The organism is Nocardioides sp. NPDC058538 (genome assembly GCF_042719275.1).
Lineage (GTDB): Bacteria > Actinomycetota > Actinomycetes > Propionibacteriales > Nocardioidaceae > Nocardioides.
In genome coordinates this window covers 31,707-51,910 of sequence record NZ_JBHXNY010000037.1, presented here as the reverse complement: position 1 = coordinate 51,910, position 20,204 = coordinate 31,707, and the positions used below count along the sequence as shown (strand labels likewise).

The window sequence follows — 20,204 nt, the reverse complement described above, 5'->3', positions numbered from 1 at the left end:
CGAAAGCCAACTCCCCTCCCCGCCCTGGTCTGAGGAGCAGCCAGCCCCCGCCGAGTCGGCACGTTCTGACCGGAGATCCCGCCGAGCCGGCGCGTCATGACGCGCCGGCTCGGCGATCTAGTTGACGGCTACGTGCACGTGGTCGTAGTGGTTGGCTGTGGGGTCTCCGCGGTCATCCATCGGGCGCCAGCCCTCGTCGGCTCGGACCGGGGTCCAGATGCGCTGGTACCAGATGATGTCGTAGATGTTCAGCGCCCCGGCATGCTCCTGGACGAAGGCGGCGATGGCGTCGCCGAGCTCCTTGTCGTCGGTCATGAAGTCGAGCGCCTTGCCGTTGATGTGCTCGCCGTGCGGGTCGTAGCCGTACGTGGTGCCGGAACCGACCGCGGGGAAGGCATTGCAGACGGCGCGGTAGAGGTCGACCGCGTCGGAGACCAGACCGTCCTCGACCGAGGAGTCACCGCAGGCCGAGAAGTCGAGGCCTGCCGGGGCGTCCTCGGACGGCGTCGGGGAGGGGGTCGGCGTGGGAGTGGGCTCGGGCGGGGGTTCGGGCTTGGTCTTGCCGAGGTTGCCCTCGGGGATCCACACCGGGTTGCCCTCCAGGACGATCTCCTGGCGGCCACCCTCGTCGCGACCGGTGTAGTAGACCGCGCGCCCCAGCTTCAGCTCGCCGAGCTCCTTGGCGCGCTTGCCGTAGGCGGCGTAGACGGTGACGTCGTCCTGTACGTAGCGCAGCACCGCCTTCTGGGCACCGCCGCTGACCGAGGTCGGCCGCTCGATCAGCGACTCGATCGTGGCGACCTCGCTCAGGGCGTTGGTCGCCGCCTCTCCCCCACGCTCGCCGCTGCGGCTGACCGTCGTCTCCCGGCCGGTGACCTCGCGGCGGTCGTTCGACATCCGGGTGTCCTCCCGGGTCGTCGGCAGCGCCGGGATCTTCGCCGCCGCCTTGGCCTCGGCCTCGATGCGCCGATCGGCCAGTGATGGCAGCCGGAGTCCGGACTTCTCCTCCACCTCGGAGATCACGACGCCGGGGTTCGCCGCGGCCGCCCCGGCGGCCATCGCACCGCTGGTCGCGAACGTCACGATCCCTGCGGTCGCCACGGCATTCTTGGTTCTACGGACAGCTCGATAATCGCCTCTGTGGCTGGTGGCCACTGCGCAATCCTTCGCTCGACAATGTGGGGGTATCGCCCGAGAACGCCCTTCGCCACTTCCGCTGAAGCTGGGTCGTGAGCCCGGGCACAGCGCCTGTTTCATCCCCCCCCCTCCGGGGGTACCCCACGTTGGGTCGGACCCTTTTGCTACGTTTTTTATCGGCGGCCGCCCTAAAACCCCCGGTGGGCCCGGGCTTCGAGAGCCCGGGCCGACCTGTCTTCGAGGCCAGTCGCGTCAGTTGTCGCGTCAGTTCGTGGAGACGTGCACGTGGTCGTAGTGGTTGGCGGTGGTGGACCCGCGGTCCTCCATGTAGCGCCAGCCCTCCGAGGCACGCACCGGCGTCCAGATCTGCTGGTACCAGATGATGTCGTAGAGGTTGAGCTCCGCTGCGTGCTGCTGCAGGTAGGCGGCGATCGAGTCGCCGAGCGCCTTGTCGGAGGTCATGAAGTCGAGCGCCTTGCCCGAGGAGTGCTCACCGTGGCCGTCCCAACCACCGACGGTCATGGACTCGACCTCGGGGAACGCGTTGCAGACCGCGCGGTAGACGGTGACCGCGTCGGAGACCAGACCGCTCTCGACCGAGGGGTCTCCGCACGCGGCCGTGCTGACGCCGGCTGCGACACCGGTCTCCTCGGGCTTCTCGTCGACGAGGTGACCGGCGGTCACCCAGGCGACCTCGCCATCGACGAGGATCTCGTCGCGGCCGGACTCGGTGCGGCCGGTCGCGTAGACCAGCTCGCCGGCCTCGATCTCACCGGACTGGGTGGCGTGCTTGCCGTAGGCGGACCAGAGGTTGAGCGTCTCGTCGGTCCAGCGCTTGACCGCCTTGGCGGTGCCGGTCTCGACCTGCTCGGGGCCCTTGGTCAGGGTCTCGACCGAGGAGACCGACTCGCGGTCCCCTCCGTCACGGCTGACGACGGTCTCGCGACGGTCGCCGGCGACGCGCGCGTCGTCACGAGTGCTCGGCACGTTGGCCTTGGACGAGGAGACGGATGCGCCTGCGTTCTTGGCGATCAGGGTGGAGGTCGGCTCCGCGAAAGCGGCTCCGGCGCCGACTGCGGCGCCTGTCGCGAGAACCGCGACCCCTGCGCTGACAACTATGGATTTGGTCTTACGGACGGCCCGAGTGTCGCCTCTGTGGCTGCCGGCCACACGCAATCCTTTGCTCGACTACATGGTCTGTGCCCGAGTTCTCCCACGGTTTCAACGGATGAAACCCGTCGAGGGTTGTGCTGGTGGGGGCTCGGCACGGCAATGAGTACAACACACACGACAGGGGGTATTCCAATTCCCTTACCGAGTTTTTGCGTAGTTTTGTACCTGTCGAGCGACTGATTCCGAAGGCTCCCAAAGCGCCTCGAGACCCGTCCGAACGGGCCCGGAGGCTCAGCCGCCGGAGGTCTCCGACACGTTCTCGGCGAACCCGCAACCGCGACCGTCGGCGTCGTCGAGCCACCCCTCCGGAAGGACCACCTTGTCCCGCGGCGCACCCTGCCGCCCACGCGGCGCACCCAGCTGTGACGAGGGGAAAGGCTCGTTCCGGTCGAGCTTGGCGAGCATCTCGTCGAGGTCCTGGAGGCTGTTCACCAGGCCGAGGGTCCGGCGCAGCTCACCACCGGCGCTGAAGCCCTTGAGGTACCACGCGATGTGCTTGCGGATCTCCTTGCAGCCACGCTCCTCGCCCATGTGCTCGCAGAGCAGCTCGGCGTGGCGCCGCATGATGTCGGTCACTTCGCCGAGATTCGGCAGGACGTTGACCTTCTCACCGGCGAAAGCGGCCGCCAGGTCGCGGAAGAGCCAGGGACGTCCGAGGCAGCCGCGGCCGATGACGACGCCGTCGACACCGGTCTCCTCGACCATCCGGATCGCGTCGGCCGCCTCCCAGATGTCGCCGTTGCCGAGCACCGGGATGTCGACCGAGGCCTTGAGCTCGGCGATCGCGTCCCAGTCGGCGGTGCCGGAGTACGCCTGGGCGACCGTACGCCCGTGCAGCGCGATCGCGGCGGCGCCGCTCTCCTGGGCGATCCGGCCGGCGTCCATGTAGGTCAGGTGGGCGTCGTCGATGCCCTTGCGGGTCTTCATCGTCACCGGCACGCCGTAGGGCTCCGCCGCGCGTACGGCATGCTCCAGGATCTCGCCGAGCAGACCGCGCTTGTAGGGAAGCGCTCCCCCGCCGCCCTTGCGCGTCACCTTGGGCACCGGGCAGCCGAAGTTGAGGTCGACGTGCGCCACCCCGTAGTCGGCGCAGAGGATCTCGGTCGCCTTGCCGACGTAGACCGGGTCGGTGCCGTAGAGCTGCACGCTGCGTACGGTCTCGGCCTCGTCGAAGACGAGCATGTCCTTGGTGTGCTGGTCACCCTCGACCAGGCCGCGCGAGGTGATCATCTCGCAGACGTAGAGGCCGGCGCCCTGCTCGGCGCACAGCCGCCGGAAGGCGGCGTTGGTGACGCCGGCCATCGGCGCGAGCACCACAGGGGTGTCGACGGTCAGGTTGCCGAGCTTGAGACCTCCGGAGATGGGCGCAGTAAGGACGGACATGCCCTCCATTGTCCGGCCAGCGGCGTGCCGTACGAAATCAAGCGGTCGGCGTCAAGAAGTCGGCGAGGCGGACGGCGATCGGGAGGGCTTGGGCGCAACGTACGGCGTCGGCTCGCTCTCCCAGGTGATCGGGTCGAACTCCTCATAGGGCCGGAAGCTCACGCCGACGAGCTTGCCCTGGTCGGGGACGAGCATGACCAGGCAGGCGTTGACGCTGGCGCCGGGCGCGAATGGCTTGGGGAACGTCTTGCCGTCACAGGGCTTGAACGGCTCCTTGAACGCGGCCGCCTCGACCAGGCTGCCCCGGTCGTCGAGGCCCCACAGCGGTACGTCGTAGCCACCGAGGTCGGTCTTGCCGTCGTTCTTGATGGTGGCGCGTACGAAGTAGGGAGCGCGGGCCAGCGTCGCCTCGTCGAGCTTCCAGCCGGCGAAGGTCTGCTTGTAGGAGGTCGACTCGAGCTTGGTGACGGTGATCGAGAGCTTGCCGTCGACACCGTCCTTGGGCGTCCACTCGACGGTCGCGGTCTCACCCAGCTCGCGGTCGGCACCGGGCTCGGTGAGCGCCCCGGCGGAGGGCGAGGCCGACGCCGAGGGTGACGCGGAGGCCGAGGCGGATGCGCTCTCGGACGGCTTGGGCGCGTTCGTCCTCGGCGCGGTGCCGCTGCACCCCATCACTGACATGGCCATGACCGCACCCGTGACGGATGCGGCGAGTACGGACCCCGCTCGTTGCATGGGGACATCCTGCCGCACGCTTCTCCAGATCGCGCAGCAGGACGCCCCCTGCAAGGTTTACGAGGTGGTAACGGCCCGGCGGTGAACTACTGCCTCAGGCGCCGATCAGACGCTCGGCGAAGTAGCGGCTCACGCCCTCGAGCGGGATCCGCTCCTGCTTCATGGTGTCGCGCTCGCGGATGGTGACCGCGTTGTCCTCGAGGGTGTCGAAGTCGACGGTGACGCAGTACGGAGTGCCGATCTCGTCCTGACGGCGGTAGCGCTTGCCGATCGACTGGGAGTCGTCGAAGTCGACGGCCCAGTTGGCACGCAGCTCGGCCGAGAGCGCCTTCGCCTTCGGCGAGAGCGCCTCGTTGCGGCTGAGCGGGAGCACGGCGATCTTGACCGGCGCGATCCGGTGGTCAAGCCGGAGCACGACCCGCTTGTCGACACCGCCCTTGGCGTTGGGGGCCTCCTCCTCGGCGTACGCGTCGACGAGGAAGGTCATCAGGGCGCGGGTCAGACCTGCCGCGGGCTCGATGACGTAGGGCAGGTAGCGCTCGTTGTTGGCCTGGTCGAAGTACTGCAGGTCCTGGCCGGAGTGCTTCATGTGGGTGCCGAGGTCGAAGTCGGTGCGGTTGGCGACGCCCTCGAGCTCGCCCCACTCGCTACCGGTGAAGCCGAAGCGGTACTCGATGTCGACGGTGCGCTTGGAGTAGTGGCTCAGCTTCTCCTGGGCGTGCTCGTAGAGACGCAGGTTGTCGGGGTTGATGCCGAGGTCGGTGTACCACCGCATGCGCTCGTCGATCCAGTACTGGTGCCACTGCTCGTCCTCGCCCGGCTTGACGAAGAACTCCATCTCCATCTGCTCGAACTCGCGGGTGCGGAAGATGAAGTTGCCCGGCGTGATCTCGTTGCGGAAGCTCTTGCCGGTCTGAGCGATGCCGAACGGGGGCTTCTGGCGGGTCGAGGTGACCACGTTGGCGAAGTTGACGAAGATGCCCTGCGCGGTCTCCGGACGCAGGTAGTGCAGACCCGACTCGTCCTCGAGGACACCGAGGTGGGTCTTGAGCATGCCGGAGAACTCACGCGGCTCGGTCCAGGCGCCACGGGTGCCGCAGTTCGGGCAGGCGACGACCTCGTTGAGGACGACGGTGTCGGGGTCCTCGATGCCCTTCTTCTCCGCGTACTCCTCCTGGAGGTGGTCGAAGCGGTAGCGCTTGTGGCACGACTGGCACTCGACCAGCGGGTCGTTGAACGTCTCGACGTGGCCGGAGGCGACCCAGGTCTGACGCGGCAGGATGATGCTCGAGTCGAGGCCGACGACGTCGTCGCGCTGCTGGACCATCGCCTTCCACCACTGGCGCTTGATGTTCTCCTTGAGCTCGACACCGAGGGGGCCGTAGTCCCAGGCACTCCGGGTGCCGCCGTAGATCTCGCCGCTGGGGAAGACGAATCCGCGCCGCTTGGCGAGGGAGACGACGAGGTCAAGGGTCGATGCTGGCGGCTTTGCCACGATGAATGCTCTCTGCTCGAGGTGAGCCCGGCCGGCTGCCGGGCCCGGTGTTGAGGGGCCGTGCTTGACGGGACAGGGAAATCCTATCCACGGTGTCATCTTGTTATGTACGCCGCCCGCGGGGCCAATTCGCTCGGCCAAATCGCTCGGCGGCCCGGGCATCTGCCGATAGCGTCGCTGGACATGGAGTCGAACGCGCGTCGTCTGTGGAAGCTGCTCGAGCCGATCCATGCGGTGGGTTACTTCTCACCCGAACCGATCGCCCTGCTCAAGGAGGCCGGCTACCGCGGCTACTGGATGGGCTACTTCGCTGCCCGGTCCGCTCCGCTCGGGACCGTTCCGGCCGAGGTGATCCATGCCGTCTTCTACAACTTCGCCTTCTCACACGTCTCCCGGGCGCTTCCCGACGCCTGGACGTTCGCTCCGCCCGAGACCGCGCACGAGGCCCGCCGCACCGGTGCCGTCGCCGCGCTCCGCCGTCACCTCGGCCCGCTCGCCGATTCCGACGACCTGACCCGGGCCGCCTCGCTCGCCTCGCGAGCCGCTCTCAGCGCCCCGGCGGAGGGACGGGCCCTGTACGCCGCGCTGCGATCGCTCCCCGTCTCCGAGGACCCGCTGACCCTCCTGTGGGACGCGGCGACGCTGCTGCGGGAGCACCGCGGCGACGGTCACGTCGCCACCCTCCTCGCCGCTGGGATCGGCGGCCGCGAGTCGCACGTCTTCCATGCGCTCGCCAACGGCACCTCCCCCGCGGTCTATGCCACCTCCCGCAACATCCACGAGACCGAGTGGGACTCCCTCGTCGCCGGCCTGCGCTCCCGTGGGCTCGTCACCGACGACGGCGCCTCCCTCACCGAGGCCGGCCTGGAGACCAAGGCCCGGATCGAGTCGCAGACCGATGCGCTCGCAGCCACTGCGTACGCCGCCCTGGAGCCGGCCGAGGTCGACGAGCTCATCACCCTCCTCCGCCCGCTCACCAAGGCTGTCGTCGCCTCCGGCGAGATCCCGAACCAGTCCCCCATGGGGCTCGATCTCGACGACGCCACCAGATGAGCCGCGACCTCCTCGATCACACCGCGGCTGAGTTCGACTCGGCATGTCTCCCCGTCGACGTGGGAGTCCCGATGTCATCAGGTGACCTCAGGACTCCCACGTCGGCGGAATCCCCTTGAGAGCCCACGACCCGGGGGCTCATGCTGGACACCATGGCGATGCAGGACCTCGACCCCAAGCTCACACCGATCCTCGACCTGGCCAGGGTCGCGGCGGCACGACCAGGCGTCGGCGTCGACGAGGAGACGTTGCGTGAGATCTTCGAGGAAGCCGCGATGCTGTTGGACCTCGGACAGGTTCTCGACGAGCTCGACCCTCACGACGCGCAGGGGGTGGTCGCAGGTCTGTGTGCAGACCTGCTCGCCGGCGACCCCGCCGCAAGCGTCCGCGCACACGCCGAGGTGGCGCTGACCGACCGATCGCTGCACGACCCCGAGGCTGCTGCGGTCGCCTACCGGATGGCTGCCCACGCCCTTCGCCTCTGAGCGTCACCAGCGCAGGTCGTGAAGGGGGCTGATGCGGCGTAGGGGTTCGTCGGGGTGGGCGTCGTGGCGGTCGAGAAGGACGGCGTCGAGGCCTGCGTCGATGGGACTGAGTACGTCATGCGCCAGGCTGTTGCCGACCATCAGTGCCTCCGCGGGCGCGATGCCGGCGCGCTCGCAGGTGAGCAGATAGGCCCGCGGGTCGGGCTTGCTCGCGGGCAGGGTCGACGTGGAGACGAGCAGGTCGATCTCCGCGGCCAGGCCGGTCAGGTCGAGCTTGAGTCGCTGGTGGGCGTCGTCGCCGTTGGTCAGGACGAGCGTTCGGAGCCCCGCGTCACGCACCCTGCGCAGCGTCGGGACGGCGTCGTCGAAGGCGACCCACTGGGCCTCGTACCTCCTCAGGTATCCGGCGAACAGCGCATCCGCCTCCGCGTCGTCGACCTCGACCCCGAGGAACTCTCGCGTCCGCGCCCGCCGCTGTTCCTGGAAGCTGATCTCACGGCGCTGGTAGCGCTGGTAGTGCGGCCCGGAGACCGCGTCCCACCGTGCCCCGACGTCCCCGGTGATCCCGTGCTCCGCGGCCCACCCGACCACGGCTCTCCGCGCCGCCTCTGCCTGGTCGACCAGGGTGTCGTCGAGGTCGAAGAGGATCGCGCGCAGCACGGCCGAGACTCTATTGCCGCTGCAAGAACGGTGCACATGCATGGTTCTGACACGCCGATGGACGAGTCACCTCTCGACTTCCCCGCACATGCACGGTTGTCGCATCCGGCCCGCTGGGAGGGACCGCGGCGCGAACCTGCGTGCCGTACGCTCCCTGCGCGTGAGTGATGCCGTCGACATGTCGAGCATCGAGTCGGCACGACGCAGCCGTCGGACCTGGCCGTACGTCCTGCTGGCGGTGTTGTTCGGTATCGGTGCGCTGATGTTGTGGGCGTGGTTGGCGTTGCTCGTCGCGGCCGACCGAGAAGGCTGCCGATACTCGCCGGCCTCGGTCTACGTATCCCGCTCGTTCCCGCCGCAGGGCTGGTGCATCGAGCAGGGCGTCGCGACCGCAACGATCCCCATCCGGAACGGACTTGAGCTGGTCACGCTGCTCACCGCAACCCTGCTGTGTGCATCACTGGCCGTCATGCTCGGTCGTACGCGGGGCCCGACGATCTGGACCCCGGCCAACCGGATCGCACTGGTCCTCATCCTGATCGCGGGAGCCACCGGGGCCGTGATGGCAGCCCGGGACGAACCGGCACGCGCTGCCATCCGGGCGTCGGTCGCTACTGCCGCCGAGCATGCGCGCCAGCAGGCGTCCCACCTCGATGGGCCGAGTCCAGGACCCACCCCGACGCCCGCCGACGTACGAAAGCAGCTGGAAGTGCTTGCTGCCGACGCTATGAAAGCGGTGCCGACCGGGACCCTGTGGCCTGTCCGGCCGCAGGTCGTCTCATCACCCTGTGGAGGTGGGCAGGTCCTGAGCCTCACCGGCCGCTTCACCACACGCGACTTCGCCACGGCGAGGGACGACGCCGACTTCAACAGCATCCTCCACGCCAACGAGGAGGCCTCTGCGGCCATCGTCGAGGCGTGGACCGGACCGAGCGGCACCTACGACATGATGAAGGGCGAGTACTACGTCGCCTTCGTCGCCTACCCACACCTCAGCGCCCACCTCGGGCACGAAGAGCGCATCGGCGAGATCGAGGTCACCAGCCTCTGCGCCCATCCCTGACGCTGTGGTCTACAGGGCGACGGACCGGCGCCTGGCATAGAGCTCCAGGGCTTCGGCGAAGTCGGCCTCGGTGAAGTCGGGCCAAAGCTTTTCGCTGACGACGATCTCGGCGTTGGAGGTCTGCCAGGGGAAGAAGCCGGAGAGGCGCTGCTCGCCGCTGGTGCGGATCACGAGGTCGATCTCCTTGACCGGGCCGCCGGGCAGGGCGGCGGTGATGGTCTGTTCGTCGATCTCGGTGGCGCCCGCGGCGATCGCCCGGCGGATGCCTTCGACGATGTCGCCGTGCGGGTCGTAGCCGATCGCCATCGTCAGGTGTGCGGGTCGGTCGGCGGTCTCGCGCTCGGCCGCGCGCAGGGCCTCGGCGGCATCCGCGGGCAGCAGGGAGAGGTCACCGGAGACGTGGAGGGCCCAGCGGTCGCTGCGTACGACGGTCTGCGGGAGCTTGTCGGCCAGGATGCCGAACAGGTGGTCGACCTGAGACTTCGGCCGTTTCCGAATGTTGTCGGCGGAGAGGACGTACGAGGTGAGGTGGTCGATCCTCCATCGCGTGGACCACGCCAGCAGGTCCTCGACATGGTCGGCGCCGACGTCGTGCCCGGCGCCCGGGTTCGCGAAGCCTGCCTTCTTCGCCCAGCGGCGGTTGCCGTCCATCACCACGCCGACATGGGTGGGCAGCGGGTGGAGCGCGATCGTCTCGGTGGTCACGAGGCTTCGGCGGCAAAAGGCCGAGGCCGGAGGCGCAGGCCGGTGACGAACCGGGCGACGGCGTCGGAGAGCGCGAGGACGAGCACCGCCGGGGTCGCGGCGGCGACCAGGACCCCGGCGGTGACCGCCGGGCTCCCTGACAGACCGAAGAGGAGCCAGGCCAGCCAGGTGGCTCCGGCGGTCAGGAACACGAGGGTCGCGGAGCCGGCCAGTGCACCCGTGAGGCCACCCACGACCCGCGCAGCGAGGGCCGCGGGCGCCGCGATGGCCACACAGAGTGCCCCGACGGCCGCGCCGAGAAGGACGAGCACCGGCCCCGCGAGCGGCCCGCCCATCCCCTGGTCGCCGGTCGCGGAGGCGACCAGGAGGCCGACGTAGACCAACCCGGCGAGGACCGGGTAGGCGAGCCCGACGAGCACCATGGTGACGACGAAGGAGGCGGCGCGAACGGCGGTCACGGGCAGACTCATGTGCTCATGATGCCCGGCACCGCCGCGCGCGGCCGCGGATGTTGGCGCTTCGTTGACGAACCGTCGTCAGACGCGCCCGCGGACCATCCCGATGAGGCGGTCCAGGACCTCCTCGGGGGCGACCTGGACGCCGTTGTGGAGGTGGGCGTTGGTGACCCACGGGCGGAGGGTGGGGACCAGCTCGGCGGTGGCGAGGGAGTGCTCGCGCAGGACGTACGGGTCGTCGTAGTAGACGGCCGCGGCGCACGGGACGTCGACGGCGGCGAGCGCGCTCGGGTCGTAGAGGCTCGGCCACTCACGCTCGGCCAGCAGGTCCGCGGTCTCGGTGAAGGGAGCCAGCAGCGGGTCCTCGGTCAGGTGCCACGGAAAGAGGTGCTCGGCGGTGAGGAGGGTCGGGTCCTCGTACGCCGCGGGCTGGACGCGCGCGGAGGCCCAGCGGGTCGCCTGGGCATCGGCGTAGCAGGCCTCGTGGACGAGTACATAGAGGGGCGAGTGTCCGCTGAAGGGCAGCAGCGACGCGACCTCGTGGCCGAAGCCGAGTCCGGCCGGGTCGCGCTCGAGGAGGTAGTGGATCCGCTCGGAGCCGCCGGTCATCCCGAGCAGGCTGCCGATGCAGCGCGCCTGGCGGGCGGAGAGCAGACCGCCGTGCGGGAGCCGGATCTCACCGGCGTCGCAACGATCGACCAGCGCCCGCATCCGGTCGCGGTCGCCGGGGAATCGGGCGTAGTGACGCTCGGTGAGCTCGATCGTGCGGGCGAAGGTCGCGGCGTAGATCTCGTCGACGGGCAGGCCGACCGGCGGCACTCCCCCGGTGAACATCACCTCACGAAGCGACTCGGGATGGGTCGAGAGGTAGCGCAGCGAACAGAAGCCGCCGAAGGACTGGCCCAGGAGCGACCAGCGCTCGATCCCCAGGGACGAGCGGAGGAGCTCGGCGTCCTCGACGATCGAGTCGGCGCGGAAATGGGCCAGATAGTCGGCCTGCTCCTGCGGGCTCATCCCGGTCATCGCGGTGAGCGGTGTCGACCGTCCGGTCCCCCGCTGGTCGAGGAGGATCACCCGATAGTCCTGGAGCGCCCGCTCGAGCCAGCCCGGCGCCATCGGGAGGTCGATCGGGCGTGGGCTCTCCCCGCCGGGGCCGCCCTGGAGGAAGAGCAGCGCGTCCCGGTCGTCGCGATCGCCCGGACGACGCACCTCGCGGGCGAAGACGGTCAGCGTCTCGGACCCGCTGCCGAGATGGTCGAGCGGCACCTCGATCTCGTGCTCGATCAGGACCAGTCCGGGGATCGTCTCGAGGTGCATTCGCCGATCCTAGTGCGGCTCGGATGGACAGCGACGTTGCGGTACGGCCCGGCAGAACCTAACCTGAACACCGTTCAACTGAACGTTGTTCAGGTAGCCATCCCGAGGAGACTCCCGCATGACGACAGCCTTCGACCAGCTAGCCGACCGGATCCTGTCCGGCGGGGCCGCCACGACGGAGGACGCGGTGGCCGTTCTGCGTACCCCCGACTCGGAGCTGATGAGCGTCGTCGCCGCGGCAGGACGACTGCGGCGCGAGCACTTCGGCAACACCGTGAAGGTGAACTACCTGGTCAACCTCAAGTCGGGGCTGTGCCCGGAGAACTGCAACTACTGCAGCCAGGCGCTCGGGTCGCAGGCACCGGTCCTGAAGTACTCCTGGCTCTCCAAGGACGAGACCCTCGAGCAGGCCGGCGCCGGGCTGCGCGGTGGCGCCACCCGCGTCTGCATGGTCTCCTCGGGCCGCGGACCCTCCGACCGCGACATCGACAAGGTCGTCGAGATGACCTCCGCACTGAAGGACGCGCACGAGGACGTCGAGGTCTGCGCCTGCCTCGGGCTGCTCAAGGGTGGGCAGGCCGAGCGGCTCAAGGCGGCGGGCGTGGATGCGTACAACCACAACATCAACACCGCCGAGTCCAACCACGACAACATCGTCCAGACCCACACCTACGAGGACCGCGTCGACACGATCGGCAAGGCCAAGGACGCCGGCCTCTCGCCGTGCTCCGGCCTGATCGCCGGGCTGGGCGAGACCGACGAGCAGCTCGCCGAGGCCCTCTTCGCGCTCAAGGATCTCGACGCCGACTCGATCCCGGTGAACTTCCTGATGCCGTTCGACGGGACGCCGTACGAGAACACCTGGGAGCTCTCCCCCACCCGATGCGTGAAGATCCTGGCGATGGCGCGCTTCGTCTGCCCGGACAAGGAGATCCGGATCGCGGGCGGGCGCGAGATGCACCTGCGCTCGCTGCAGGCCACGGCGCTGCAGGTCGCCAACTCGATCTTCCTCGGCGACTACCTGACCTCCGAGGGGCAGGACGCGCTGGCCGATCTGGAGATGCTGCGCGACAACGGCTTCATCATCCTCGGCATGGACGAGAGCGCGTTCGACGATCTCATCGAGGAGCACCGCACCAAGGCCGCCGGCCGCGTGGCGAGCGGTGGCTGCGGCAGCAGCTGTGGCGACGGCTGCGGCAGTGCCTCCGGCGGTGCCTGTGGTGGCCACGACGAGCAGGACGGCCCGGTGATCCGGCGCCGCGGAGCGGGGACCGATGTCGCTGCCAACGCTTGATGTGGGCGCTGATCGGACCCACGATCTGCTCGCCTTCGACCGCGAGCACATCTGGCACCCCTACACCTCGATGACCGACCCGGCGCCGGTGCGGCTCGTCACCGGCGCCGAGGGCGTACGCCTCCATCTCGACGACGGCGGTGAGCGTCTCGAGGTCGTCGACGCGATGTCGTCGTGGTGGTCGGCCGTCCACGGCTACCGGGTGCCCGAGCTGGACGCCGCGCTCGCCGAGCAGGCCGGCCGGATGGCGCACGTGATGTTCGGCGGCCTGACCCACGCCCCGGCGATCGACCTCGCCGAGCGGCTCGTCTCGGTCACCCCCGACCCCCTTCAGCACGTCTTCCTCGCCGACTCCGGGTCGGTGAGCGTCGAGGTGGCGATCAAGATGGCGCTGCAGAGCCAGCGCGGCCGCGGGCGGCCGGAGCGTACGCGCCTGCTGACCGTGCGCGGCGGCTACCACGGCGACACCTTCGGCTGCATGAGCACGTGCGACCCGGTCGGCGGGATGCACTCGATGTTCACCGAGATGCTCGCACCGCAGGTCTTCGCCGAGCGCCCGCCGGCGCCGGGCGGCGACGTGGAGGCATGGGCCGCGGGCGTACGCCGCCTCGCGGCCGAGCACGCCCACGAGCTCGCCGGGATCATCCTCGAGCCGCGGCTCCAGGGCGCGGGCGGGATGTGGGTCTATGACGACCGCTGCCTGGTCGTGCTCCGCGAGATCGCCGACGAGCACGGACTGGTGCTGATCTTCGACGAGATCGCCACCGGCCTCGGCCGCACCGGCGACCTCTTCGTGGCCTCGCTGGTCACCCCCGACATCCTCTGTCTCGGCAAGGCGCTCACCGGCGGCTACATGACCCTGGCCGCGGTGCTGACCACCACCGAGGTCGCGCACGCGATCTCCCGGAGCGAGTCGGGCGTGCTCATGCACGGGCCGACCTTCATGGGCAACCCACTCGCCTGCGCGGTGGCATTGGCCTCGCTCGACCTGCTGGCCGCCCGCGGCTGGGAGCAGGACGTACGCCGGGTCTCCGCCGCACTCTCGACGGGCCTCACCCCGCTGACCGCTGCCCCCGGTGTCAGCCAGGTCCGCGTCCTCGGCGCCGTCGGCGTGGTCCAGCTCGACCATCCGGTCGATGTCGCCAAGGCCACCGACGCCGCGCTGCGCGAGGGCGTCTGGATCCGGCCGTTCCGCGACCTGATCTACACGATGCCGCCCTACATCACCGGCGAGGACGACCTCGCCCGCATCTGCCGAGCAGTCGCCGCGGCCGCGGAGGTGGCCTGACATGGGTTGGCAGAACTGGCTGGAGGAAGCGGCTACCGCAAGAGAGGAGGCCGGGCTGACCCGGCGGCTGCGGCCGCGCGGGCCTGACGACAGCGTCGTCGATCTGGCCGGCAACGACTATCTGGGCCTGTCCGGCCACCCGGACGTACGCCGCGCCGCGGCTGAGGCGGCCATGCTCTGGGGCGGCGGCGCGGGTGCGTCTCGGCTCGTCACGGGCACCTTGACCCTGCACGGCGACCTGGAGGCCGAGCTCGCCGACTGGCTCGGTCAGCCGGGCGCGCTGACGTTCTCGACCGGCTACCACGCCAACCTCTCGGTCGTCGGCGCACTGGCCGACCGGACCGCCCACGTCGTCTCCGACGCGCACATCCATGCCTCGCTGATCGACGCGGTACGGCTCTCCCGGGCCCAGCTGACGGTCGTGCCTCACAACGACGTGTCGGCGGTCCGGGCGGCGCTCGCCGCGCGTCCGGGCGTACGCAGCCTGGTGCTGGCCGAGTCCGTCTACTCCGTCCTCGGCGACGAGGCACCGCTGACCGACCTGGCCGAAGTCTGCGCGGAGCAGGGCGCGCTGCTCGTCGTCGACGAGGCCCACGGCGTCGGCGTGCACGGGCCGGGGCTCGTCCACCGCCACGGCCTCGCCGGGCGGCCCGATGTGCTCGTCACCGCGACGCTCTCCAAGAGCCTGGGCAGCCAGGGCGGAGCCGTACTGGGGCCACGAGCCGTCCTCGACCATCTGGTCAACACCGCCCGCCCGTTCATCTTCGACACCGGTCTGGCCCCCGCCTCCTCCGCCGCCGCGCTGGCCGCCGCACGGGTGGCGCGGTCGCGCCCGGACCTCGCCGACACCATCCGCGCCCGGGTCTCCGGGCTGGCCCGGACCCTGGGCGTCCCGGTCCCCGCCGGCGCGGTGCTGTCGGTGCCGATGTCGTCGCCCGAGGCAGCGCTCGCAGCACAGGCGGACCTGCTCGCCGAGGGCGTACGCGTCGGCTGCTTCCGCCCGCCGTCGGTCCCCGACGGTGTCTCCCGGCTGAGGGTGACCTCCGGAGCGGGCGTCAGCGACGACGACTGGGACAGGGCCACCAAGGCCATCGACACGATCGTGGGTGAGGTCCGGTGAGCGGGTCGCCGAATGTTCACCGAGGTAACTCGGTCAGCGCTCACTTCCTTCGCGGAACTCAACGAAGAAAGTGCACCGATACCGAGGTAACTCGGTCTGCATCCCGGGGCGAAGCATGAGTGGGCGGGTCGTCATCGTCACCGGCACCAACACCGGCGTCGGCAAGACCGTCGCGACGGCGACGCTGGCCTCCCGGGCACGCACCAACGGTGAGAAGGTCGCGATCGTGAAGCCGGTGCAGACCGGGACCGCCGAGGGCGACTGCGACGCCGCCGAGATCCACCGGCTGACTGGGATCGAGGTCCACGAGCTCACCAGCCTGGAGGAGCCGCTCGCACCCGACACCGCTGCCCGACGGGCCGGGGTGGAGATCCCGCCGGTCGCTGCGTACGCTCCGACGATCTCGGCTCTGACCAGGGAGAACGACCTCTTGCTCGTCGAAGGCGCAGGTGGTCTTCTGGTGCGTCTGGACACCGACGGCGGCACGCTCCTGGACCTGGCCGACGCCCTGCTCGCCGAGGGCGTACCCACCTCCTTCGTCGTCGTCACCGCGGCCGGCCTGGGCACCCTCAACCACACCGAGCTGACCGTGGCCGCGCTGCGCGCTCGTGGGCACGAGCCCGAGGGTTTGATCATCGGCTCCTGGCCGGGCGATCCAGGGCTGGCCGAGCGGTGCAACCGTCTCGACCTGCCCCGGGTGACCGGCGTACCCCTGCTGTTCGGCATCCCGGAAGGAATTGACAACCATTCTCAACTAGCCTGAGAATGGTTCTCATGACCCCCACCACCCGCTCCGCCGGCCTCCTTGCCGCCGGCGCACTCCTGCTCACCTCGGGCTGCGCCGCCCTCTCCGACGACTCCGGTTCCTCCGGTTCCGACTCGGGGAAGGTCCAGATCGCAGCCGCGTTCTACCCGCTGGAGTTCGTCGCGAAGCGAGTAGCGGGCGACCTCGCCGAGGTCACGCCCCTCACCAAGCCGGGCGTCGAGCCGCACGACCTCGAGCTCAGCATCAACCAGACCGCCGCGCTGCAGAGCGCCGATCTGATCCTCACCGAGCACGGCTTCCAGCCCGCCGTCGACGACGCGGTCGAGCAGGACGTCAAGGGTGAGGTCGTCGACGTCGAGAAGGTCGTCGAGCTCCGCAAGGCCGAGGAAGGCCACGACGACGAGCACGCCGAGGGCGAGGAGGCTGAGGACGAGCACGCCCACGGCGAGTCCGACCCTCACTTCTGGCACGACCCGCTGCTGATGGCGCAGTACGCCGAGGGCGTACGCGACGCTCTGGTCGAGGCCGACCCCGACAACGCCGAGACCTACGAGGCCAACGCCAAGTCCCTCACCGAGGACCTCACCGGAGTCGACGAGGAGTTCAAGACCGGCCTGGCGCAGTGCAAGATCAAGGACGTCGTCGTCTCCCACGACGCCTTCGCCTACCTGGACAAGTACGGCCTGGAGTTCGAGTCGATCGCCGGCCTGACCCCCGACGCCGAGCCCAACCCGGCCCAGCTCGCCGAGATCGGCGAGCACGCCAAGGAGCACGGCGTGACCACGATCTTCTCCGAGCGCCTGGTCAGCACCGCGCTCGCCGACACCCTCGCCGACGACCTCGGTCTCAAGACCGCCGTGCTCGACCCGATCGAGGGCCTCTCGGCAGACACCGAGGGAGAGGACTACCTTTCCCTCATGCGCCAGAACCTCGACGCCCTGAAGGCGGCCAACGGTTGTCAGTGACCAGATCAGGGACCGGAAGCAGCACTGTCCCCGCCGATGTCCCCGTGCAGCTCCTGCACGGGGATGTCGCCCTGTCCGGACGTCCCGTCCTTCGCGAGGTGGATCTGACCGTCAAGCGCGGTGAGTTCGTCGCGCTGATGGGTGCCAACGGCTCCGGCAAGTCGACGCTCGTACGCACCCTGGTCGGCCTCAACCCGCTCTCGACCGGTCGCCTGGAGCTGTTCGGCCGCCCCTTGGCCGGTTTCCACGACTGGTCGCGGGTCGGCTACGTGCCGCAGCGAAGCACGGCGACCGGCGGCGTACCCGCCTCGGTCTGGGAGGTCGTCGCCTCCGGGCGGCTCACCCACCGCAAGCTGCTGCGGCCGCTGCGCAGCGCCGACCGCGCCGCGATCCGGGCCGCGCTCGAGGTGGTCGGGATGGATGCGTACGCCCACCGCGGGGTCGCCCAGCTCTCCGGCGGTCAGCACCAGCGGGTGCTGATCGCGCGGGCGCTCGCCGGCCGTCCCGAGCTGCTGCTGCTCGACGAGCCCACCGCCGGCGTCGACCTGCCCAACCAGCACGCGCTGGCCGGGGCGCTCGGCCGGCTCAAGGACGACGGCGCCACGATCGTGCTGGTCGCCCACGAGCTCGGGCCGCTGGCTCCGCTGGTCGACCGCGCCGTCGTCATGCGCGACGGCCGCAAGGCCTACGACGGCCCGCCGCTCTCCGACGCCGACGTCCACGCCCAGGGCTTCGACGCCGGGCACGTCCACTGCGACACCGGGCTCGGTTCAGCTGGCTCGACCGCCGCGCCCAACGCCGCCGTCCCGACCCCACTCAAGGAGCTCTGATGACTCTCCTCGAGCTCTTCTCGGTGCCGTTCATGCAGCGGGCCCTGATCGCGGCGTTCCTCGTCGGGATCGCGGCGCCGGCGGTCGGCACCTACATCGTGCAGCGACGGCTGGCTCTGATGGGTGACGGCATCGGCCACGTCGCCGTCACCGGCGTCGCGATCGGTCTGTGGACCCAGACCTCGCCGACCTGGGCCGCGGTGATCGTGGCCATCGCCGGGGCCGTGGTGATCGAGATCGTGCGCGAGCGCGGCCACGCCGAGGGCGACGTCGCCCTGGCGATGCTCTTCTACGGCGGTCTCGCCGGCGGCGTCTTCGTCACCGGGCTCGCCGGCACCGGCGCCTCCCGGCTCCAGGAGTTCCTCTTCGGCTCGATCCTGACCATCTCGGTCGACGACCTGCTCGTGACGATGGCCCTCGCGGTCGTGCTGATCGTGATCTGCGTCGGCCTCTCGCCGCAGCTGTTCGCGGTCTCCCAGGACGCCGACTACGCGAAGGTCGCCGGGCTGCCGGTGCGGTTCTACTCGATCCTCGTCGCCGTGCTCGCCGCCCTGAGCGTGGTGATCGCGATGCGCACCGTCGGGCTGCTGCTCGTCTCCGCCCTCATGGTCGTGCCGGTCGCGATCGTGCAGCAACTGACCCGGTCGTTCCGGATGACGTTGCTCGGTGCGATGGGCGCCGGTCTGGTCGCCTCGGTCGGCGGCCTCGGGCTGGCGGCCGCCCTCTCCCGCACCGGTGCCAACGTCCAGCCCGGCCCCAGCATCGTGCTGGTCGCGCTGGCCGGGTTCTTCCTGGTGTGGCCGATCGGCGCGTGGCTACGCCGCCGTCGGGCGCTGGTGGCGCCGTTCCCGGAGACCGCGCCCGTGGAGAAGCCTGTCGACGAAGAGCACCCGCACCACCACGGCGAGAAGTGCGGCCACGTAGCGGTCGAGCACGGCGACCACGTCGACTACATCCACGACGGCCACCGGCACGCGGCGCACGTCGGCGCGGAGGGAGAGCACTATGACGAGCACTGATCCTTTGGCGATTGATCCTTTGGCGACCGAGGCTTCCGGTTCCCTGCGTCCCACCAAGCAGCGGCTCGCCGTAGCCGAGGCGCTACGGACGTACGACGGCTTCCACTCCGCCCAGGAGATCCACTCCCGGCTCGACGGCGCCGTCGGCCTGGCCACGGTCTACCGCACACTGACCGCGCTGGCCGAGGCCGGCGCGGTCGACGCGATGCGCTCCGAGGACGGCGAGACGATCTACCGCCGCTGCTCCGACACCCACCATCATCACCTGGTCTGCCGTCAGTGCGGCCGCACCGTCGAGGTCGAGGGCCCCGCTGTCGAGCGCTGGACCAAGACCATGGCCGAGGACAACGGCTTCACCGACGTCTCCCACACCCTGGAGATCTTCGGCACCTGCACCGACTGCCGCTAGAGCTGCACCGGGTTCGGCAGCGCGCCGCCGTAGCGGCGGTCCCGAGAGGCGTACGTCTCGATGGCGTGCCACAGGTGGCGGCGGTCGACGTCGGGCCAGAGGACGTCGGTGAAGACGAACTCGGAGTATGCGGCCTGCCAGAGCATGTAGTTGGACAGGCGCTGCTCGCCGGAGGTGCGCCAGATGAGGTCGGCGTCGGGGAGCTCGGGGACGTAGAGATACTTCTCGATCGTCTTCTCGGTGATCTTGGCCGGGTTGAGGCGACCAGCGCGTACGTCCTCGCCCATCGCCCGCACGGCGTCGGTGAGCTCGGCGCGACCGCCGTAGTTGACGCACATCGTCAGCGTGCAGACGGTGTTGTCCTTGGTCATCTCCTCGGCGATCTTCAGTTCGTTGATGACCGACTTCCACAGCCGCGGGGCACGACCGGCCCAGCGGACCCGGACCCCGAGCTCGTTCATCTCGTCGCGGCGGCGGCGGATGACGTCGCGGTTGAAGCCCATCAGGAACTTCACCTCGTCGGGCGAGCGCGACCAGTTCTCGGTGGAGAACGCGTAGGCCGAGATGGCCTTCACGCCGATCTCGATGGCTCCTTCGACGACGTCGAAGAGCGAGGACTCACCCTCTTCGTGGCCCCTGGTCCGGGGGAGGCCACGCTCCTTGGCCCATCGGCCGTTGCCGTCCATGATGATCGCCACGTGGTGCGGGACGAGGTCCTTGGGGACCGGGGGCGGGGTAGCCCCGGACGGGTGGGGTGTTGGGGTACGGACCGGCTTGCTCACGAGGTGCAACCCTAGTCGGGCGATAGCCAGGAGGCGGCTGCGGCCCGGGAGGCTGCGGCCTCGGCGGGAC

General features: G+C 69.9%; 21 protein-coding genes. 11 read left to right on the top strand and 10 right to left on the bottom strand.

All coding sequences use genetic code 11. The features are described 5' to 3' along the window. Positions 1-117: 117 nt before the first annotated feature. The 5 genes from ACFWQC_RS24070 to ACFWQC_RS24050 form a co-directional block, all read right to left on the bottom strand. Positions 118-1,101, bottom strand: coding sequence for a mucin-2 protein (locus ACFWQC_RS24070; protein WP_378683937.1), 984 nt, complete (start codon positions 1,099-1,101; stop codon positions 118-120). A 300-nt stretch (positions 1,102-1,401) separates the two neighbouring features. Next, positions 1,402-2,307 carry a mucin-2 protein gene (locus ACFWQC_RS24065; RefSeq protein WP_378683934.1) on the bottom strand — a complete coding sequence of 302 codons (906 nt, stop codon included), beginning with the start codon at positions 2,305-2,307 and terminating at the stop codon, positions 1,402-1,404. Positions 2,308-2,541: 234 nt separating this feature from the next. After that, positions 2,542-3,693: a tRNA dihydrouridine synthase DusB gene (gene dusB, locus ACFWQC_RS24060; protein WP_378683931.1), complete on the bottom strand. Its 1,152-nt coding sequence runs from the start codon at positions 3,691-3,693 to the stop codon at positions 2,542-2,544. Positions 3,694-3,744: 51 nt separating this feature from the next. Next, positions 3,745-4,428 carry a hypothetical protein gene (locus ACFWQC_RS24055; protein ID WP_378683928.1) on the bottom strand — a complete coding sequence of 228 codons (684 nt, stop codon included), beginning with the start codon at positions 4,426-4,428 and terminating at the stop codon, positions 3,745-3,747. 94 nt (positions 4,429-4,522) lie between these two features. Beyond that, positions 4,523-5,923, bottom strand: a complete 1,401-nt coding sequence (locus ACFWQC_RS24050) for a glycine--tRNA ligase (RefSeq protein WP_378683925.1) — start codon at positions 5,921-5,923, stop codon at positions 4,523-4,525. 183 nt (positions 5,924-6,106) lie between these two features. Here ACFWQC_RS24050 and ACFWQC_RS24045 point away from each other — a divergent pair, with 183 nt between their 5' ends. Both ACFWQC_RS24045 and ACFWQC_RS24040 read left to right on the top strand, forming a co-directional pair. Beyond that, on the top strand, positions 6,107-6,976 hold the full coding sequence (locus ACFWQC_RS24045; RefSeq protein ID WP_378683922.1) for a hypothetical protein: 870 nt from the start codon (positions 6,107-6,109) through the stop codon (positions 6,974-6,976). A gap of 152 nt (positions 6,977-7,128) precedes the next feature. Continuing rightward, positions 7,129-7,461 carry a hypothetical protein gene (locus ACFWQC_RS24040; protein WP_378683920.1) on the top strand — a complete coding sequence of 111 codons (333 nt, stop codon included), beginning with the start codon at positions 7,129-7,131 and terminating at the stop codon, positions 7,459-7,461. Between the two features lie 3 nt (positions 7,462-7,464). Here the strand turns inward: ACFWQC_RS24040 and ACFWQC_RS24035 are convergent, their stop codons facing one another. Then, positions 7,465-8,121 carry an HAD family hydrolase gene (locus ACFWQC_RS24035; protein ID WP_378683917.1) on the bottom strand — a complete coding sequence of 219 codons (657 nt, stop codon included), beginning with the start codon at positions 8,119-8,121 and terminating at the stop codon, positions 7,465-7,467. 160 nt (positions 8,122-8,281) lie between these two features. On the opposite strand from ACFWQC_RS24035, the gene ACFWQC_RS24030 reads away from it, so the two are divergent. Then, on the top strand, positions 8,282-9,184 hold the full coding sequence (locus ACFWQC_RS24030) for a hypothetical protein (protein ID WP_378683915.1): 903 nt from the start codon (positions 8,282-8,284) through the stop codon (positions 9,182-9,184). A 9-nt stretch (positions 9,185-9,193) separates the two neighbouring features. Here the strand turns inward: ACFWQC_RS24030 and uppS are convergent, their stop codons facing one another. From uppS to ACFWQC_RS24015, 3 genes are all read right to left on the bottom strand, one after another. After that, the gene (gene uppS / locus ACFWQC_RS24025) at positions 9,194-9,889 is read right to left on the bottom strand and encodes a polyprenyl diphosphate synthase (protein ID WP_378683913.1); all 696 of its coding nucleotides are present in this window, start codon (positions 9,887-9,889) and stop codon (positions 9,194-9,196) included. Then, positions 9,886-10,359 (bottom strand): hypothetical protein, encoded by a 474-nt coding sequence (locus ACFWQC_RS24020; RefSeq protein ID WP_378683911.1) that lies wholly within the window; start codon positions 10,357-10,359, stop codon positions 9,886-9,888. The genes uppS and ACFWQC_RS24020 overlap by 4 nt, the downstream gene beginning before the upstream one ends. Positions 10,360-10,425: 66 nt before the next feature. Next, complete coding sequence (locus ACFWQC_RS24015) at positions 10,426-11,661, bottom strand: alpha/beta fold hydrolase (protein WP_378683908.1); 1,236 nt, start codon at positions 11,659-11,661, stop codon at positions 10,426-10,428. Positions 11,662-11,779: 118 nt separating this feature from the next. On the opposite strand from ACFWQC_RS24015, the gene bioB reads away from it, so the two are divergent. The 8 genes from bioB to ACFWQC_RS23975 all read left to right on the top strand — a co-directional run bounded on the left by bioB (position 11,780) and on the right by ACFWQC_RS23975 (position 19,352). Continuing rightward, positions 11,780-12,955 (top strand): biotin synthase BioB, encoded by a 1,176-nt coding sequence (gene bioB / locus ACFWQC_RS24010; RefSeq protein WP_378683905.1) that lies wholly within the window; start codon positions 11,780-11,782, stop codon positions 12,953-12,955. Then, a complete protein-coding gene (gene bioA, locus ACFWQC_RS24005; RefSeq protein WP_378683902.1) occupies positions 12,936-14,243 on the top strand; it encodes an adenosylmethionine--8-amino-7-oxononanoate transaminase in 1,308 nt (435 codons plus the stop codon). Before bioB ends, bioA begins: the two co-directional genes overlap by 20 nt. Position 14,244: 1 nt before the next feature. Further along, complete coding sequence (locus tag ACFWQC_RS24000) at positions 14,245-15,363, top strand: 8-amino-7-oxononanoate synthase (protein ID WP_378683900.1); 1,119 nt, start codon at positions 14,245-14,247, stop codon at positions 15,361-15,363. A gap of 115 nt (positions 15,364-15,478) precedes the next feature. After that, positions 15,479-16,126, top strand: coding sequence for a dethiobiotin synthase (gene bioD / locus ACFWQC_RS23995; RefSeq protein ID WP_378683897.1), 648 nt, complete (start codon positions 15,479-15,481; stop codon positions 16,124-16,126). A gap of 11 nt (positions 16,127-16,137) precedes the next feature. Beyond that, positions 16,138-17,094: a metal ABC transporter substrate-binding protein gene (locus ACFWQC_RS23990; RefSeq protein WP_378683894.1), complete on the top strand. Its 957-nt coding sequence runs from the start codon at positions 16,138-16,140 to the stop codon at positions 17,092-17,094. Continuing rightward, positions 17,091-17,924, top strand: a complete 834-nt coding sequence (locus ACFWQC_RS23985; RefSeq protein ID WP_378683891.1) for a metal ABC transporter ATP-binding protein — start codon at positions 17,091-17,093, stop codon at positions 17,922-17,924. The genes ACFWQC_RS23990 and ACFWQC_RS23985 overlap by 4 nt, the downstream gene beginning before the upstream one ends. Continuing rightward, positions 17,924-18,943, top strand: a complete 1,020-nt coding sequence (locus tag ACFWQC_RS23980) for a metal ABC transporter permease (RefSeq protein ID WP_378683888.1) — start codon at positions 17,924-17,926, stop codon at positions 18,941-18,943. The genes ACFWQC_RS23985 and ACFWQC_RS23980 overlap by 1 nt, the downstream gene beginning before the upstream one ends. Next, the gene (locus tag ACFWQC_RS23975; protein WP_378683885.1) at positions 18,930-19,352 is read left to right on the top strand and encodes a Fur family transcriptional regulator; all 423 of its coding nucleotides are present in this window, start codon (positions 18,930-18,932) and stop codon (positions 19,350-19,352) included. Before ACFWQC_RS23980 ends, ACFWQC_RS23975 begins: the two co-directional genes overlap by 14 nt. Here ACFWQC_RS23975 and ACFWQC_RS23970 read toward each other — a convergent pair. Next, on the bottom strand, positions 19,349-20,143 hold the full coding sequence (locus ACFWQC_RS23970) for an isoprenyl transferase (protein WP_378683882.1): 795 nt from the start codon (positions 20,141-20,143) through the stop codon (positions 19,349-19,351). The genes ACFWQC_RS23975 and ACFWQC_RS23970 overlap by 4 nt on opposite strands. Positions 20,144-20,204 lie beyond the last annotated feature (61 nt).